The organism is Tsuneonella rigui (genome assembly GCF_003958625.1).
GTDB lineage: Bacteria > Pseudomonadota > Alphaproteobacteria > Sphingomonadales > Sphingomonadaceae > Tsuneonella > Tsuneonella rigui.
In genome coordinates, this window is record NZ_RSEL01000026.1 from 37,961 (window position 1) to 52,466 (window position 14,506).

Below are 14,506 nucleotides of genomic sequence, written 5' to 3' on the forward strand. Positions count from 1 at the left end.
CCCCACCGTCAACCTGCCGAGCCGGGCGAGAGCTGGATGGATGTTTTCCGCGCACCGCTCGCCGCGCCCCCCACCCCGCGCCGGCGGTGGGTCGCTGCGCTTGAGCGCATTGCGCGAACCCATCTGCTGTCGCGGTTCGATCGGCGGCGGGTAGTATTCCGCTGGCGGCCCGAGGCCGTCCGGCTCGGTGAAAGCGACCTCCGCGTCGAGCGTGTGGCTTCGCTGGATGAGCTGCCGAACACGGTCTTCCGCGAGTTCGATTCGGACGGTCAGCCTCTGGCCTGGTATAGGCACTTCCTAAATCAGGGCGCGGTGCTGTGGACCGCCATCGAAGGCGGCCGGGCGCTCGGATCGGTCTGGGTACTGCCAGCCGCGCGGGCGGGTGATTGGTACGTTCCGCTCGAGCCTGACGCGGGGGTCATCTACGGCGTGGTCACACCGCCGTGGGCGCGGGGGCGGGGGATTGCCGCGCAGCTCTCGCTCGCGGCGGCGCGCGGCGCTGGCGGCGCACCGGTGTACCTCGATTGCATGGCGTGGAACCGCCCGGCGCAGCGCGCTTTCGAAAAGGCGGGGTTCGAGCCCGTCGCGGTCGCCGGCAGTCGCTGGCGCGAAGCCCGAGCCGGCCCCGATGCCTGAGCGGACCCCCGAACTGTCGATCCTGCTGGTCAACTGGAATACGCGCGACATGACGCTCGAGTGCCTTGCCTCGGTCGTCGCAGAGACCAGGCAAACCGACTACGAGATCATCGTGGTCGACAACGGGTCGACCGACGGATCGGCAGAAGCGATCGCGCAGGCTTTTCCGCAAGTGAGGTTGATCGACAGCGGCGAGAACCTGGGCTTCGCCCGCGCCACCAATCTGCAAGCGCAAGAGGCGCGCGGCGACAAGCTCCTGCTGCTCAATACCGATACCGTCGTGCTCAACGGCGCGGTCGACGCGCTGATGGAGTTCAGCCGGCGCGAGCCGCAGGCGCGCATCTGGGGCGGGCGCACGCTCTACGCCGACGGCTCGCTCAACCCGACTTCGTGCTGGGGGCGATTAAGCGGTTGGAGCTGCCTGACGCAGGCGCTCGGGCTGTCGGCGATGTTCCCCGAATCGCGCTTGCTCAATCCGCGCGCCTATCCCGGCTGGTTGCGCGACAGCGAACGCGAAGTGGATATCGTCACCGGCTGCCTGTTCCTGATCGAGCGGTCGTTCTGGAACGAGCTCGGCGGGTTCGATCCGCGCTTCTTCATGTTCGGCGAGGAGGCGGAGCTGTGCGCGCGTGCGCAAGCGGCCGGTGCGCACCCGATGATCACTCCGCACGCGACCATCATCCACTACGACGGGGCCAGCAATCGCGACCCGCTTCAGAAGGCGATCTTCCAATTGCAGGCAACCCTCCGGGTGGTGGACCTGCACATGAGAGGTACCGAGCGGTCGGTTGCGCGCGCCGCTACGATCGGCGGCGTGGCTCTGCGCAAGGCCGTTTTCAGGATCGCGGCGCGCGTCGCCCCCGCCCGCTGGCGCAATCGCGCGAGGGAGTGGGCCGGCATCTGGGCTCGCCGGGCGGAGTGGCGCGACGGCCCGCTTACCCGCTTGTAGCTGAGATCAGCGAAAGCGGCGCCGATAGGCGCGCGATGCCGCCTGCTTCATCCGTTCGAGCGGACCCGCGTTCCCGGTGAGTATCGTCTCGACCTCGTCCGCGTTCATCCCGGCCATCATTGTGTTGCGGTTCCACACCCGCGCTACTGGGTCGAAGGTACCGCGATCACTGGTCAGGATGCGGCGGAAGCCATGACGCTCCAGCCAGGTGAAGACCCGGCTGTCATAGGCGCCGAACGGAATCGCTACCTCATCGACGGGGCGGCCGGCCGCGTGCGCCACTTCATCGCGGGCGCGAACGGTCTCGTCTTCCAGTGCGGCGTCGTCGAGGGTGCGCCAGTCGAGATGGTGGCGGCCGTGAAGGCCGACGGTCATCCCCATAGTCGCCAGCGTCCGAAGATCTTCACGCGACAGGTAGTGCGGCTGACCCAGGCGGCCAGCGAGCACATAGAACCGGCCCTTCAGCTCTCGGCTGGCAAGCATTTCCGCCGCTTCGAGGTCGGAGGCGTTGCCGTCATCGAAGGTGATCGCGAACCGATCGGGATGCGGGTCAGCGGCGATGCGGTCGAGGATCGCGGCGAAGGCATCGCGCGCCAACCAGAACGGCCGCTCGTCGGCGTCGATGCCGGCGTGCGGTTCTCCCAGCCCGTGAAAGTTGAGCGCGACGTGCGCCCGCGCCTTCACCGGCATCGTGTCGGTTCGGCTGCCACGGTTGGCGCCATTATGGTGACAATTGCCTCGAACATGGATCGTCCGCCTGAAATACACAGGCCGGCAAGTCCAGCACCATATCCAAAGTTACGGAGAAAGAATTAACGACGATAGGCCGGCCTTACTGGCAGGCCAAGCACTCCTCGTAGTCGGTTTGTCCGCCCGCCAGTTCGAATTTCGCCGCGTCAGGCGTGTTATCCGCTTCTACCCCGCCGGCGAATCCGGCGCGCTGGACGCTCTTCGAACGCAAGTAATACAAGGACTTGATGCCCTTCTCCCAGGCCTGGAAGTGGAGCATCGCGAGGTCCCACTTGTCGACATCGGCGGGGATGAACAGGTTCAAACTCTGCGCCTGGTCGATGAACGGCGTGCGGTCGGCGGCGAATTCGAGCAGCCAGCGCTGGTCGATCTCGAAGCTAGTCTTGTAGACCGCCTTTTCCTCGGGCGTGAGGAAGTCGAGGTGCTGCACCGAGCCGCCCTTCTCGAGGATCGAGTTCCACACATTGGTGGAATTCTTGCTCTTCGTATCGAGCAGTTTTTCGAGGTACGGGTTCTTGACGATGAAGCTGCCCGACAGCGTCTTGTGAGTGTAGATGTTGGCCGGGATCGGCTCGATGCACGCGCTGGTGCCGCCGCAGATGATCGAGATCGACGCGGTCGGCGCGATCGCCATTTTGCAGCTGAACCGCTCCATCGCGCCCGCGTCGGCGGCGTCGGGGCAGGGCCCGCGCTCTTCGGCCAGCACCATGCTCGCCTCTTCGGCCTTGGCGGCGATGTGTTTGAACATTTTCAGGTTCCACACTTTCGCCATCGGGCTTTCGAAGCCGATGTTCTTCATCTGCAGGAATGAGTGGAAACCCATCACGCCCATGCCGACGCTCCGTTCGCGCATCGCGGAGTATTTGGCGCGCGCCATCTCTTCGGGCGCGCGATCGATGTAGTCCTGCAGCACGTTGTCGAGGAAGCGCATGACGTCCTCGATGAACGTCTTGTCGCCTTCCCACTGCTCCCAGGTTTCGAGGTTCAGCGAGGACAGGCAGCACACCGCAGTGCGGTCGTTGCCGAGGTGGTCGATCCCGGTCGGCAGTGTGATCTCGGAGCACAGGTTCGAGGTCGAGACCTTGAGGCCGAGCTCGCGGTGGTGGCGCGGCATCATCCGGTTCACCGTGTCGGAGAACACGATGTAGGGCTCGCCGGTGGCCAGGCGGGTTTCGACCAGCTTCTGGAACAGGCTGCGCGCATCGACCTTGCCGCGGACTTCGCCGGTCTTGGGGCTGGTCAGCGCCCATTCGCCGCCCGCACGCACGCACTCCATAAACGCGTCGCTGACGAGCACGCCGTGGTGCAGGTTCAGCGCCTTGCGGTTGAAGTCGCCCGAGGGCTTGCGGATTTCGAGGAACTCCTCGATCTCGGGGTGCGAAATGTCGAGGTAGCAGGCGGCCGAGCCGCGCCGCAGCGACCCCTGCGAAATCGCCAGCGTCAGGCTGTCCATTACCCGCACGAACGGGATGATGCCGCTGGTCTTGCCATTGAGGCCGACCGGCTCGCCGATCCCGCGCACGTTGCCCCAGTAGGTGCCGATCCCGCCGCCGCGCGATGCGAGCCAGACGTTCTCGTTCCAGGTGCCGACGATGCCTTCGAGGCTGTCGCTCACCGAATTGAGGTAGCACGAGATCGGCAGGCCGCGATTGGTGCCGCCGTTCGACAGCACCGGGGTCGCGGGCATGAACCACAGCTTGGAGATGTAGTCGTACAGCCGCTGCGCGTGATACTGGTCGTCGGCGTAGGCGTCGGCCACGCGGGCGAACAGATCCTGGTAGGTCTCGCCCGGCAGCAGGTAGCGGTCGTCGAGCGTTTCCTTGCCGAAGTCGGTCAGCAGAGCATCGCGGCTGGCGTCGGTGACGATCGTGAAGCGCCGGTCGGCGATCTTCTTGCTGTCGTCGCCGGGCTTCTTGGCGGCCTTGACCACGGTGGCGACCGCCTCAGCCATCGCACCGGCGGCCATGTCGGCGACCAACGCTTCGCTGCCCTTGTCGTGCTTGTCCATGCTCAGTGCCGCCTTATTGCCGGGCGCAGCGTCCGTTGCCGGGCTGTCGATCGCATCCGCAGTGGTGTCATCGAGCCCCATGGCCGCCTCGTTCCCAGTCCTGAAATCCATTGTGCCCCGTCCGTCTTTCGCTTGCGGAAGAACGGGGCTCCCGACCCCGATGTTCCGTATTCGTTCGATTCGGAGCTGAAGCATCCGAACTATCATTTTTGGGCGCTAGCGGGGGGATTACTTTTCCCCAGATCGCTCCCCAAGCGGGCCTCCGCGAGGGCGCACAAGGGCCGCAGTTTCCGGTCCGCTGCATATGGGCATGCGCGGCGGCGAAAACTAGGTCTTGTGGGTCCCCCATAGTGCCCAACCACAATGGATAGTGAATCAACCGGGACTCGGGTGCAATAGGGTCAATACCCAATTAACCGCGATCGGCCTATGAAGGGCCCGGTGTCTTAGCATTGTGCAGCGCCGCGACGCGCCGGATTTCCACCACTGGCGGCCTGCGCAAGAGTCAAAATGGAGCCGGTGAAAAATATTTTGCCGGGGACTGCCTGCGCAAGGCCTTGCCAGCCCAACACAGGTTAGTCGCGGAACGATCGGAAGGGCCCGGCCTTGAGTCACCACACAATCTCAAGCGCAGGTGGGACATGGCACGAGAAGACCGCGAACACTGCAAACCCGATGCCAAGCTGACGGCGGACATCTCGCTCGTGGGCACCGTCGATGAGGCGATGGCATGCAAGTTGCGCGACGCCCTCGCGGACGCCGAATCGGGCGACGGGCCGCTGACGATCGACATGACCACGCTGGGCGGCGACCCGGAAATGGCGCGGCGGATGATCGTCGAGGTCGACGCCGCGCGCGAGCGGCTCAAGGGACGGCGGCTGGTGTTCGTCGGCAAGACGGTGGTCTATTCCGCAGGCTGCACCTTCATGGCGGCGTTCCCGCCTGAGGACCGCTACCTCACCGCCGACGCGACGCTGCTGATTCACTGCCGGCAATTGAAGCAGACGATGGAGCTCGACGGGCCGATCCGCTCGCACCTCCCGAAACTGGAAGCGATGATCCACCAGCTCGAAACCGGCATCGATCTCGAAAAGGAGAACTTCGAGCGGCTGATCGAGGGCACCGAAGTACCGATGGACGAGCTGCTCGAGAAGGCGCTCTATAACTGGTACGTGTCGGCCGAGGAAGCAGTCGAGCGCAAGCTGGTTGCGGGGATCGTCTAGGTCGAGCACTGCCGTGCGGCGTCGGCGGCTGCCCGCGCCGCGTCGTTTTGTCCCGCACCTGGGGCGATCTCTTCGACCATACACGGCGTCGGTTTGAGCCGGATGGCTAGCAGATACGCAACTTCGGGCGCCGGGTGCGGCTGTTCCGCGACGTTGAAGCGCACGATCAGCGAGTCGGGCAAGAAGCGCTCGGCGGCGGGCCCGCGCCATTCGGCGGTCTTGCCGAACGAACTGAACGCGCCGCCGCTCGCGCGCGACAAGTCCAGCTTAGTCTCCGCGCGGTCGGGCGCGACTACGCTCATCGTTTGCCGCGCATCGGCGTCGGCGATGCGCAGTTGCCAGCCTGCCGGGCCCGGGCACAGCACCTCGCTGTAAGGCATCTCCTCGCGCTCCTCGCGCTCCTCGCGCACGAGCTTGCAGCCTTCGAGCGAGGTGTAGCGATACGCGCGGCCGGCAACCGGGCTGGGTGAGGCGGGCGCCGCCTGCGCACGCGCCGCGGGACTGGTGTCTTGAGTGGCGGCAGGCGCCGGCTCCTCCCCGCCTCCCTGCGAACAAGCGGCGAAGAGGGCGAAGGCGGGAAGGAGCGCGAGCGTTTTCATCCCGCACCAACCCGTCAGGTTCGCGAAAGCTCCGTCAGGCGGGCACGGGCGCGGCGGCCCGCGCATGGTCGGCGATGGCATCGGCGATCTCGTCGACCAGTTCGAGCGGCAGGTCGTGACCCATGCCGGGGATGGTCTTGAGCTTGGAGCCCTTGATGTGCGCGGCGGTATCCTGCCCGCCCGCGAGCGGGACCAGCGGATCGGCCTCGCCGTGGATCACCAGCGTCGGTGCGGTGACGCTCTGCAGCCGCTCGCGCCGGTCGCCGTCGGCAATGATCGCGGCGAGCTGGCGCGGCATGCCCTGCGGGTAGAAGCTGCGCTTGATCAGCGCCCGGCTGCGCTCGCGCACCTTGTCGGGGTCGGAGCGGTAGCCGGGGCTGCCGATTGCGGTGGCGACCTTTACCCCGTGCTCAACCAGTACCTCCTCGTCCATCGATTCGGGCCGCTTGGTCAGCGCCGACATTGCTTCCTTGGTCGCTGCGGGCAGCTTGCGGTTGCCGGTGGTCGACATGATCGAGGTCAGGGTCAGCACCCGCTCAGGGTGGCTGAAGGCCATGTGCTGGGCGATCATCCCGCCCATGCTCGCGCCGACGATGTGCGCCTTGGCAATGCCCAGCGCGTCGAGCAGGCCGATCCCATCGTCCGCCATGTCGGCGAGCGTATAGGGTACCTTGGGCTTAAACCCGAAGCGGCTGAGCAGCATCATCTTGACGATGCCCGGCGACTTCGCGCCTTCCATCTTGTGGCTCAAACCGATGTCGCGGTTGTCGTAGCGAATCACCCGGAAACCGCGCTCGACCAGCGCATCGACCAGCTCTTGTGGCCACAAGGTCATCTGTGCGCCGAGGCCCATCACCAGCAGCACCGGCGGCGCGTTCTTGTCGCCGTGCTCGTCGTACTCGATCGTGATTCCGTTGGCGGTGGTCTGCGGCATGCGTTGGCCCTCCCTTTCGCTCCCGCCCGGTGCGTAGCATCGGACGCGAGCGAAGGAAAAGGGCCGGGATCAGTCCGCCGACCGGGTAGCGTTCAGCTCGCGCCCGCCCTGCCGCAGGACGAGCCCGCCGGCCTTGCCCTCGCCCGGCGTGAACTCGACGCGCGCATCGACGCCCACGGCGGCGAACTCGGTCGCGCTCAATGCCTGCAGCGCGATCGGCCGCTGCGGACCGAAGGCGAGCGTGAGCACGCCGTCGTCACCGAGGGCGACCGCGATCGGCGCGACCGCGCTGGTATAGGCGCCGGTGTAGCTCGCCAGCACCTCGCGCGGCACGTCGACCGTGACCAGCTTGGGCATTGGCCCGGTGCGCAGCGCGCGCTCGGCCTTCTCCTCACCGTTCTGGTGCATCAGCATCGCCCACGTGCCATCGCTCTCCTGCTTCATCTCGAACCAGTTGAGGCTGTTAGGGCCGTAGAAGAACCGATTGCCGCCCGCGGCCAGCACCGCGCTGTCGGACGCGCCGCTGCGGCGGGTGTAGAGCTTGCCGTCGCGCGCGAAGAACAGGCGGGTCGCGTCGCCGTCCCCGTCGATCGCATAGCTGCCGAACATCGGCTCGAGCGCGGCGAGATCCGGGGTCGCTTCGCTGAAGGTCGGGAACGGCTTGCCGATCGCCTGCGCCGCCAGCCGCAGCATCGGCAACCCGGCGGACTGGATGCCGCCATCGGAATTGGTGAACACCGCAACAAACAAGTCGCGCTCGGGGATGTAGAGCGCGTTGGTGCCGAAGCCGAAGATGCCCCCGCTATGGGTGATCGTCTTGAGGCCCTGCAAGCTGGTCTGGCCGAGCCCGAAGCCGTAAGGCTCACTCTTGCCGTCCGGCAGCGGAGTGGGCGCGATCATCTGGGCGTAGAGCGGCGCGCTCACGACCTTGCCGTGATGAAGCGCGTCGGACCACTTCGCGAGATCGCCCACGGTCCCGATCAGCGCGCCGGCGGCGTGCGGCACGCTCATGTCGAGCACCCGGGCGGGCACGAACTTGCCGTCGGGGCCTTCGGTATAGCCGGTCGCGAACGCCGGGACCGAGGCTTCCTCGCCTCCATAGCGGATCGTCGTCAGCCCGAGCGGCTTGGTGATCCGTTCGGCGATCGCCTGGTGCCACGGCATGCCGGTCACCGCTTCGATCACCGCGCCAACGAGGACGTAGCCCGAGTTGTTGTAGTCCCACTTCTCGCCGGGCTGGAACTCCGCTGGCTGGTCGCGGAACTCGGCGATCATCTCGGCAGTGGTGTGCGGCGTGCGCACCTTGTCGCTCGCCATCCACCCGGGGATGCCGGTGTACGACTGGATGCCCGAGGTGTGGTTGAGCAACTGGCGCACGGTCGCGTGGGCGCCCGGCTCGGGATAGCCGGGGACGAACTTCGACAGCGGATCGTCGAGCGACAGCTTGCCCTCGGCGACCAGTTGGAGAACCACCGCGGCGGAGAACTGCTTGGTGATCGAGCCCAGGCGGAACACCGTGTCGGGTGTGACCGGCACGCCCTTGGCCATATCGGCCATGCCCGCGCCGCCCGCGTAGACCACCTTGCCGCCCTCGGTCACGATCACCGCGCCGCCGGGGCCGCTGACCGGATAGGCCGCGTCGACGATCGCCTCGGCCTTGGCCGCAAAGTCGGGCTCGACGGCGTGAGCCGGAGCCGACAGGACCGCCAGCGCCGCAGCGGCGGAGTATTTGAAATTCATCGCGGTTTTTCCTCCCTCGTGTATTGCTGAGTTAATACACTGAGGAAAACCGGTCAAGCGCTACGGCACCAGCACCGTGTCCTTCGCCACCGGGTCGGTCTCAGGATAATCGAGCGTGTAGTGCAAGCCCCGGCTCTCGTGCCGCTTCAGCGCGCTGCGGACGATGAGGTCGGCGCACTGGTGGAGGTTGCGCAGCTCGATCAGGTCGGTGGTGACGCGGAAGCTGCCGTAATAGTCCTCGATCTCCTGCGCCAAATTGGCGATCCGGTGCGCGGCGCGTTCGAGGCGCTTGGTGGTGCGCACGATGCCGACGTAGTTCCACATGAACCGGCGGATCTCGGTCCAATTCTGCTGGATGACGACTTCCTCGTCGGAGTCGGTCACCCGGCTGGCGTCCCACTCCTTGATCGCGGGCGGCTCGTCCATCTCATCCCACGCGGCGAGGATGTCTTTCGCCGCGGCCTCGCCGAATACGAAGCATTCGAGCAGCGAGTTGGAGGCGAGGCGGTTGGCACCGTGCAGGCCGCTCTCGGTGCACTCGCCCGCAGCCCACAAACCGGGGAGGTCGGTCCTCGCGTCGAGCCCGATCAGGATCCCACCGCAGGTGTAATGCTGCGCGGGCACCACCGGGATCGGCTCCTTGGTCATGTCGATGCCGAGCCCGATCAGCTTCTCATAGATGTTCGGGAAGTGGTGCTTCACGAACTCCGGTTCCTGGTGGCTGATGTCGAGGTGGACGTAGTCGAGCCCGTCGCGCTTGATCTCGCTGTCGTTGGCGCGCGCCACGATGTCGCGCGGGGCCAGCTCGGCGCGCTCGTCGTAATCGGGCATGTAGCGATGCTTAGTCTTGGGATTGAGCAGCAGCCCGCCCTCGCCGCGCACCGCCTCGGTAATGAGGAAGTTCTTGACCTCGAGGTTGTAGAGGCAGGTCGGGTGGAACTGCATCATCTCCATGTTGGAGACACGGCAGCCCGCCCGCCACGCCATCGCGATGCCGTCCCCGGTCGCACCGCGCGGCGCGGTGGAGAACTGGTACACGCGCCCCGCGCCGCCGGTCGCCATCACTGTGGCCCGCGCGACATGCGCCTCGACCTGGCCGGTCGCTTCGTCGAGCGCATAGACGCCCCACACGCGGCCACTGCCGGAGAATTTCTCCGCATTCCGGCCGGTGATGAGATCGATGCAACTGCGCCCCGGCAGCAAGGTAATGTTGGGGTTTGCCTCGGCTGCCTTCAGCAGCGCCTCCTGCACCGCCCAGCCGGTCGCGTCGTTGACATGGACGATGCGCCGCTGGCTGTGCCCGCCCTCGCGGGTGAGGTGCAGCGCGCCCTCTTCCTTGTTGAACGGCACGCCGAGCTCGATCAGCCGGTCAATCGCGGCGGGCGCGTTCTCGATCACGAACTCGACCGTCTCGACCCGGTTGAGGCCCGCGCCGGCGACCATCGTGTCGCGGATGTGCTCCTCGAAGGTGTCTCCCGCATCAAGCACCGCGGCGATCCCGCCCTGCGCCCACGCCGTGCTGCCGCCGGTCAGCGATCCCTTGGCGAGCACCAGCACCCGGCGGGTCTCGGCCAGCGCGAGCGCGGCGGTCAGCCCGGCGGCGCCCGAGCCGATGACGATAACGTCGTGTTGCGGCGTGGTCATGCGCGTGCTTGAACACGCCCGCGCCGGTCGGCGCAAGATGATTGGGGCCGAAGATGGACGCCGCGCGGCGCAAGCAACTGGAAGAGCGCCGTCGCTTCATGCACGAGCGCAATGCTGCGCGCGCCCAGCGCCAGGCGATGGAGCCCGCGTTGTCGGCTTTGGAGCAGGCAGGGGAGACCTTCCGCGTTTATCGCTTGGGCCCCGAGCCGCACTGGAACCCGCGCTGGATTCCTTCGGGCTACAGCTACATCCCATGGCACGATCTCCCCGGAGTGGAGACGCGCAAGGTCAACGACCGGCCGGCGATGGCAGAGGTCCTGCGCGAACTCCTGGCGGAGCGGCTGAAGCCGGAAGACGAGTTCCTGTTCGTCCCCGCGGGCAAGGGCTGGTCGATCGGCATGCTGCGCGAAGGTTTCGACCGCCATGCCGAGGCACTGCTCGATGTCGCGTGGGACAACGCTTATCTCGCCGCGCCGCCCGCGCAGTGGCTGCTGTGCGGCGACTGGAGCCGGGTCATGTGGAAGGACGGCTAGGCAATTTCCCGCACAGGGCGCGCGAATCCCACGCTTCGCCGCTCGGGCCTATCGCTGTGCAATCGCTCGGCTAACCCAGTGCGGGACAGGGGAATGAGGGTCGGGAAGGGTCGCTCGCAATGAAGCTTGCGCATATTTCGTGCGCGTTCGGTCGGCATAGTGTCGATGCGAACGCTATTCGCCGCGTGCACGGGGGCCAGGTCGGCCGCTGCCGGCATTGCTCCACGCCGCTGGAGGAAAGTTCGCCGTTTACCTGGACGCCGATGTACGTCCGCGATGCGGGGCTCGGCGGGCGCTACCTGGGTTAAGGGGCGCCGCTAGGCGGCAGAGCTGGTCAGGCTGACGAACACATCCTCGAGGTCCGCCTCGCGGGTGGTCACGTCCTCGATCACGAAACCCTGCGCCTGCACCAGGCCGAGTACCTGGCCGGCGGTGATCTTGTCCTTGTCGTAGGTGATCGCGACCGTGCGATCGCCTTTCTTCTCGGACTTCTTGAACGCCTCGTGCACCGGGGGCGCGGCCATGTCGCGGTCGAGGGTCAGCTCCACGACCTTCTCGGCCATCATCCCGACCAGCTCGCGGGTCGGCTGGTCGGTGATCAGCTCGCCGTGATTGATGATCGCGATCCGGTCGCAGAGCTGCTCAGCTTCCTCGAGGTAATGGGTGGTGAGGACCACCGTGACCCCTTCGCGGTTGAGGCGGGTGACCAGCTCCCACAATTGCCGGCGCAGCTCCACGTCAACCCCGGCCGTGGGCTCGTCGAGCACCAGGATCGGAGGCGAGTGAACCATCGCCTTCGCCACCAGCAGGCGGCGTTTCATGCCGCCCGACAGCGTGCGGGCGTAGGCGTCGCGCTTGTCGGACAGGCGCACCGCTTCGAGCAGTTCCTCCGAGCGGCGCAGCGCCTTGGCGACGCCGTAGAAGCCGGCCTGGTTCTCCAGCACCTCGAACGGAGTGAAGAACGGATCGAACACGATCTCTTGCGGGACGATGCCAATCGAGCGCTTGGCGTTGCGCGGGTGCGCGTCGATGTCGAAGCCCCAGATCTCGGCCGACCCGCTGGTTTTCATCACCAGCCCCGCGAGGATGTTGATGAGGGTCGACTTGCCCGCGCCGTTGGGGCCGAGCAGGCCGAAGATCTGGCCTTCGGGAACGTCAAAGCTGACGCCCTTCAGCGCGAGCTTGCCCTCCTCGCCCTTCACGCCGGCGTAGCGTTTGACGAGGTCGCGGATGCGGATCGCGGGTTCTGTAGCCATTGCAGCGGCGCACTAGGGCCGTTGCACGCCCCTCGCAATGCCGGTAACGGCCGGGCTCATGAGCATCCCTCCGCCCGAAGTCACCATGGTCACCGAACGCCGCGTCGCCTGTGACGGCGCCGAGGCGATCCGCGGCGGCCCGGGCTTCGTCCCGAGCGCGCTCGGCCATCCGCGCGTGTGGCTGGAGATCGACGAGCACGGCTACGTCGACTGCGGCTACTGCGACCGGCGCTTCGTCCTGGCGGGGGGACCTGCCGACGGGGCCGACCAGGCGACATTGAGCGACATTTCTTCGGGCGCGACGCCCTAGATTAAGCGCGCAGTCGCGCCCATATCGCAGGGCATGACACCCGACCCGCACGCGCTGCTCTACGCCGATGGCAAGCTGACCCCCGACGAGGCGCAGGCGCTCGCCGCAGAAACCTTGCGCGGCTGCGACGACGGCGAACTCTATCTCCAGTTCGCCGCGACCGAGGCGTTCGTGTTCGACGACGGGCGGCTGAAGACCGCCAACTACTCACGCGATGCCGGGTTCGGCCTGCGCGGGGTGTCGGGCGAGATGACCGGCTTCGCGCACGCCAACGAGATTTCCGCGGCCGCCATCCGCCGCGCGGGCGAGACGCTGCGTCTGCTCGATCCGAGCAAGGGCGAGCGCGCCGCGCCGCCGCCGCGCAGCAACCGCCACCTGTACACCGACGCCAGTCCGCTTGATGCGTTGCCTTTTGCCGACAAGGTCGCGCTGCTCGAAAAGATCGACGCCGCCGCGCGTGCGCGCGATCCGCGCGTGGTGCAGGCGACCGCCAACCTCGCCGCGTCGTGGAGCGCGATCGAGATCGTCCGACCCGACGGCTTCGTCGCCCGCGACATTCGCCCGCTGGTGCGGCTCAACGTGTCGGTCGTCGCCGAGGCCAATGGCCGGCGCGAGACCGGCAGCTTCGGCATGGGTGGGCGCTACCTTTACGACGCGCTGTTCGACGAGGCCAATTGGTCGAGAGCGATCGACATGGCCGTGGCGCAGGCGCTGACCAACTTGGACAGCGTCGCCGCGCCTGCGGGCGAGATGACCGTGCTGCTCGGCCCCGGCTGGCCCGGCGTGCTGCTGCACGAGGCGGTCGGCCACGGGCTCGAAGGCGATTTCAACCGCAAGGGCACCAGCGCGTTCTCGGGCCGGCTCGGCACCCGCGTCGCCGCGCCGGGAGTAACCATCGTCGACGACGGCAGCATCATGGATCGGCGCGGTTCGCTGTCGATCGACGACGAGGGCACGCCGACGCAGGAGACCGTGCTGATCGAGGACGGCATCCTCAAGGGCTACATGCAGGACCGGCTCAACGCGCGGCTGATGAGGGTGGCGGCCACCGGCAATGGGCGCCGCGAGAGCTATGCGCACGCGCCGATGCCGCGGATGACCAACACCTTCATGCGCGGCGGCAACGACGACCCGGCCGAGCTCTTGTCCCGCGTCAAGAACGGCATCTTCGCCAAGAGTTTCGGCGGCGGGCAGGTCGACATCGTCAGCGGCAAGTTCACCTTCAGCTGCACCGAGGCGTACAAGATCGAAAACGGCAAGCTCGGCGCCCCGATCAAGGGCGCAACGCTGATCGGCGATGGGCCGAGCGTGCTCACCAAGGTCACCGGCATCGGCAACGACATGGCCTTGGACGAAGGCGTGGGAATGTGCGGCAAGGGTGGGCAGAGCGTGCCGGCGGGCGTCGGCCAGCCGACACTGCTGGTCGAGGGCCTCACCGTCGGCGGAACCGCCTAAGGTCAGCGCCGGTTCATTCCGTCTATGGTAATGGTAACGCCAACACCAAGGAGATGACCGATGAAAAGGATTGCTCTTACGCTCGCAGCCGTCGCCGGCGTCGCGCTGGTGGCCGGTCCCTCGGTCGCCGGTGAGCGCCTGACGGGTGACCAGAAGCTCGCCAAGCTGCTCGAAGGCCGCGTCGCAGGCGCGCCGCAGAACTGCATCAACACGCGGGTCAACAGCGACTCGCAAGTGATCGACAAGACCGCGGTGGTGTACGGCCGCGGGCGGACGATCTGGGTCAACGTGCCCGCTAACGCACGCGATCTCGATTCCGACGACGCGCTGCTGATCCGCCAGACCGGTGCGCAGCTTTGCCGCCAGGATATCGTGACGACGTTCGACAGTTCGGGCGGATTCTATACCGGCAACGTGTTCCTCGGCGACTTCGTCCCTTACACCCGGGCCGACTGACGCTCCGCATAAC

The 14,506-nt window shown here is 66.8% G+C and carries 14 protein-coding genes; 7 read left to right on the forward strand and 7 right to left on the reverse strand.

Translation table 11 applies throughout. From position 1 onward, the window contains the following. The first annotated feature begins 36 nt into the window (after positions 1 to 36). Both ELY12_RS11140 and ELY12_RS11145 read left to right on the forward strand, forming a co-directional pair. Positions 37 to 636 (forward strand): GNAT family N-acetyltransferase, encoded by a 600-nt coding sequence (locus ELY12_RS11140; protein WP_126176783.1) that lies wholly within the window; start codon positions 37 to 39, stop codon positions 634 to 636. Further along, entirely contained in the window at positions 629 to 1,585 is a 957-nt protein-coding gene (locus tag ELY12_RS11145) for a glycosyltransferase family 2 protein (protein WP_126176784.1), read from the forward strand. The genes ELY12_RS11140 and ELY12_RS11145 overlap by 8 nt, the downstream gene beginning before the upstream one ends. Positions 1,586 to 1,591: 6 nt before the next feature. Here the strand turns inward: ELY12_RS11145 and ELY12_RS11150 are convergent, their stop codons facing one another. After that, on the reverse strand, positions 1,592 to 2,269 hold the full coding sequence (locus ELY12_RS11150) for a polysaccharide deacetylase family protein (RefSeq protein WP_164549488.1): 678 nt from the start codon (positions 2,267 to 2,269) through the stop codon (positions 1,592 to 1,594). Between the two features lie 148 nt (positions 2,270 to 2,417). Further along, entirely contained in the window at positions 2,418 to 4,454 is a 2,037-nt protein-coding gene (locus ELY12_RS11155; protein WP_126176786.1) for a ribonucleoside-diphosphate reductase subunit alpha, read from the reverse strand. A 530-nt stretch (positions 4,455 to 4,984) separates the two neighbouring features. Between ELY12_RS11155 and ELY12_RS11160 the strand changes: the two genes are divergently transcribed. Next, positions 4,985 to 5,566, forward strand: a complete 582-nt coding sequence (locus tag ELY12_RS11160) for a peptidase S14 (RefSeq protein ID WP_126176787.1) — start codon at positions 4,985 to 4,987, stop codon at positions 5,564 to 5,566. Here ELY12_RS11160 and ELY12_RS11165 read toward each other — a convergent pair. From ELY12_RS11165 to nadB, 4 genes are all read right to left on the reverse strand, one after another. Further along, positions 5,563 to 6,165, reverse strand: coding sequence for a hypothetical protein (locus ELY12_RS11165; protein ID WP_126176788.1), 603 nt, complete (start codon positions 6,163 to 6,165; stop codon positions 5,563 to 5,565). The two genes, ELY12_RS11160 and ELY12_RS11165, sit on opposite strands and share 4 nt — an antisense overlap. A gap of 34 nt (positions 6,166 to 6,199) precedes the next feature. Further along, complete coding sequence (locus ELY12_RS11170; protein ID WP_126176789.1) at positions 6,200 to 7,099, reverse strand: alpha/beta fold hydrolase; 900 nt, start codon at positions 7,097 to 7,099, stop codon at positions 6,200 to 6,202. A 69-nt stretch (positions 7,100 to 7,168) separates the two neighbouring features. Next, positions 7,169 to 8,839, reverse strand: a complete 1,671-nt coding sequence (locus tag ELY12_RS11175; RefSeq protein WP_126176790.1) for a serine hydrolase domain-containing protein — start codon at positions 8,837 to 8,839, stop codon at positions 7,169 to 7,171. Between the two features lie 60 nt (positions 8,840 to 8,899). Beyond that, the gene (gene nadB / locus ELY12_RS11180) at positions 8,900 to 10,483 is read right to left on the reverse strand and encodes an L-aspartate oxidase (RefSeq protein WP_126176791.1); all 1,584 of its coding nucleotides are present in this window, start codon (positions 10,481 to 10,483) and stop codon (positions 8,900 to 8,902) included. A gap of 41 nt (positions 10,484 to 10,524) precedes the next feature. On the opposite strand from nadB, the gene ELY12_RS11185 reads away from it, so the two are divergent. Beyond that, positions 10,525 to 11,016, forward strand: a complete 492-nt coding sequence (locus ELY12_RS11185; RefSeq protein WP_206435816.1) for a hypothetical protein — start codon at positions 10,525 to 10,527, stop codon at positions 11,014 to 11,016. Between the two features lie 317 nt (positions 11,017 to 11,333). Here ELY12_RS11185 and ELY12_RS11190 read toward each other — a convergent pair whose 3' ends face one another. Then, positions 11,334 to 12,272, reverse strand: coding sequence for an ABC transporter ATP-binding protein (locus ELY12_RS11190; protein WP_126176793.1), 939 nt, complete (start codon positions 12,270 to 12,272; stop codon positions 11,334 to 11,336). A 58-nt stretch (positions 12,273 to 12,330) separates the two neighbouring features. On the opposite strand from ELY12_RS11190, the gene ELY12_RS11195 reads away from it, so the two are divergent. The 3 genes from ELY12_RS11195 to ELY12_RS11205 are packed head-to-tail and all read left to right on the forward strand — an operon-like array spanning position 12,331 to position 14,493. Continuing rightward, a complete protein-coding gene (locus ELY12_RS11195) occupies positions 12,331 to 12,582 on the forward strand; it encodes a zinc-finger domain-containing protein (protein ID WP_126176794.1) in 252 nt (83 codons plus the stop codon). A gap of 33 nt (positions 12,583 to 12,615) precedes the next feature. Further along, positions 12,616 to 14,037, forward strand: coding sequence for a metalloprotease TldD (gene tldD / locus ELY12_RS11200; protein ID WP_126176795.1), 1,422 nt, complete (start codon positions 12,616 to 12,618; stop codon positions 14,035 to 14,037). Positions 14,038 to 14,097: 60 nt separating this feature from the next. Next, positions 14,098 to 14,493 (forward strand): hypothetical protein, encoded by a 396-nt coding sequence (locus ELY12_RS11205; RefSeq protein WP_126176796.1) that lies wholly within the window; start codon positions 14,098 to 14,100, stop codon positions 14,491 to 14,493. The last annotated feature ends 13 nt before the right edge of the window (positions 14,494 to 14,506 follow it).

What these genes read in the sequence shown, in the direction of transcription:
- ELY12_RS11195 (WP_126176794.1), top strand. Translation starts at nt 12,331, where the DNA reads ATGAGCATCCCTCCGCCCGAAGTCACCATGGTCACCGAACGCCGCGTC.
- ELY12_RS11160 (WP_126176787.1), top strand. Translation starts at nt 4,985, where the DNA reads ATGGCACGAGAAGACCGCGAACACTGCAAACCCGATGCCAAGCTGACG.
- tldD (WP_126176795.1), top strand. Translation starts at nt 12,616, where the DNA reads ATGACACCCGACCCGCACGCGCTGCTCTACGCCGATGGCAAGCTGACC.
- ELY12_RS11205 (WP_126176796.1), top strand. Translation starts at nt 14,098, where the DNA reads ATGAAAAGGATTGCTCTTACGCTCGCAGCCGTCGCCGGCGTCGCGCTG.
- ELY12_RS11190 (WP_126176793.1), bottom strand. Translation starts at nt 12,272, where the DNA reads ATGGCTACAGAACCCGCGATCCGCATCCGCGACCTCGTCAAACGCTAC.
- ELY12_RS11140 (WP_126176783.1), top strand. Translation starts at nt 37, where the DNA reads ATGGATGTTTTCCGCGCACCGCTCGCCGCGCCCCCCACCCCGCGCCGG.
- ELY12_RS11145 (WP_126176784.1), top strand. Translation starts at nt 629, where the DNA reads ATGCCTGAGCGGACCCCCGAACTGTCGATCCTGCTGGTCAACTGGAAT.
- ELY12_RS11175 (WP_126176790.1), bottom strand. Translation starts at nt 8,839, where the DNA reads ATGAATTTCAAATACTCCGCCGCTGCGGCGCTGGCGGTCCTGTCGGCT.
- nadB (WP_126176791.1), bottom strand. Translation starts at nt 10,483, where the DNA reads ATGACCACGCCGCAACACGACGTTATCGTCATCGGCTCGGGCGCCGCC.
- ELY12_RS11155 (WP_126176786.1), bottom strand. Translation starts at nt 4,454, where the DNA reads ATGGATTTCAGGACTGGGAACGAGGCGGCCATGGGGCTCGATGACACC.
- ELY12_RS11165 (WP_126176788.1), bottom strand. Translation starts at nt 6,165, where the DNA reads ATGAAAACGCTCGCGCTCCTTCCCGCCTTCGCCCTCTTCGCCGCTTGT.
- ELY12_RS11170 (WP_126176789.1), bottom strand. Translation starts at nt 7,099, where the DNA reads ATGCCGCAGACCACCGCCAACGGAATCACGATCGAGTACGACGAGCAC.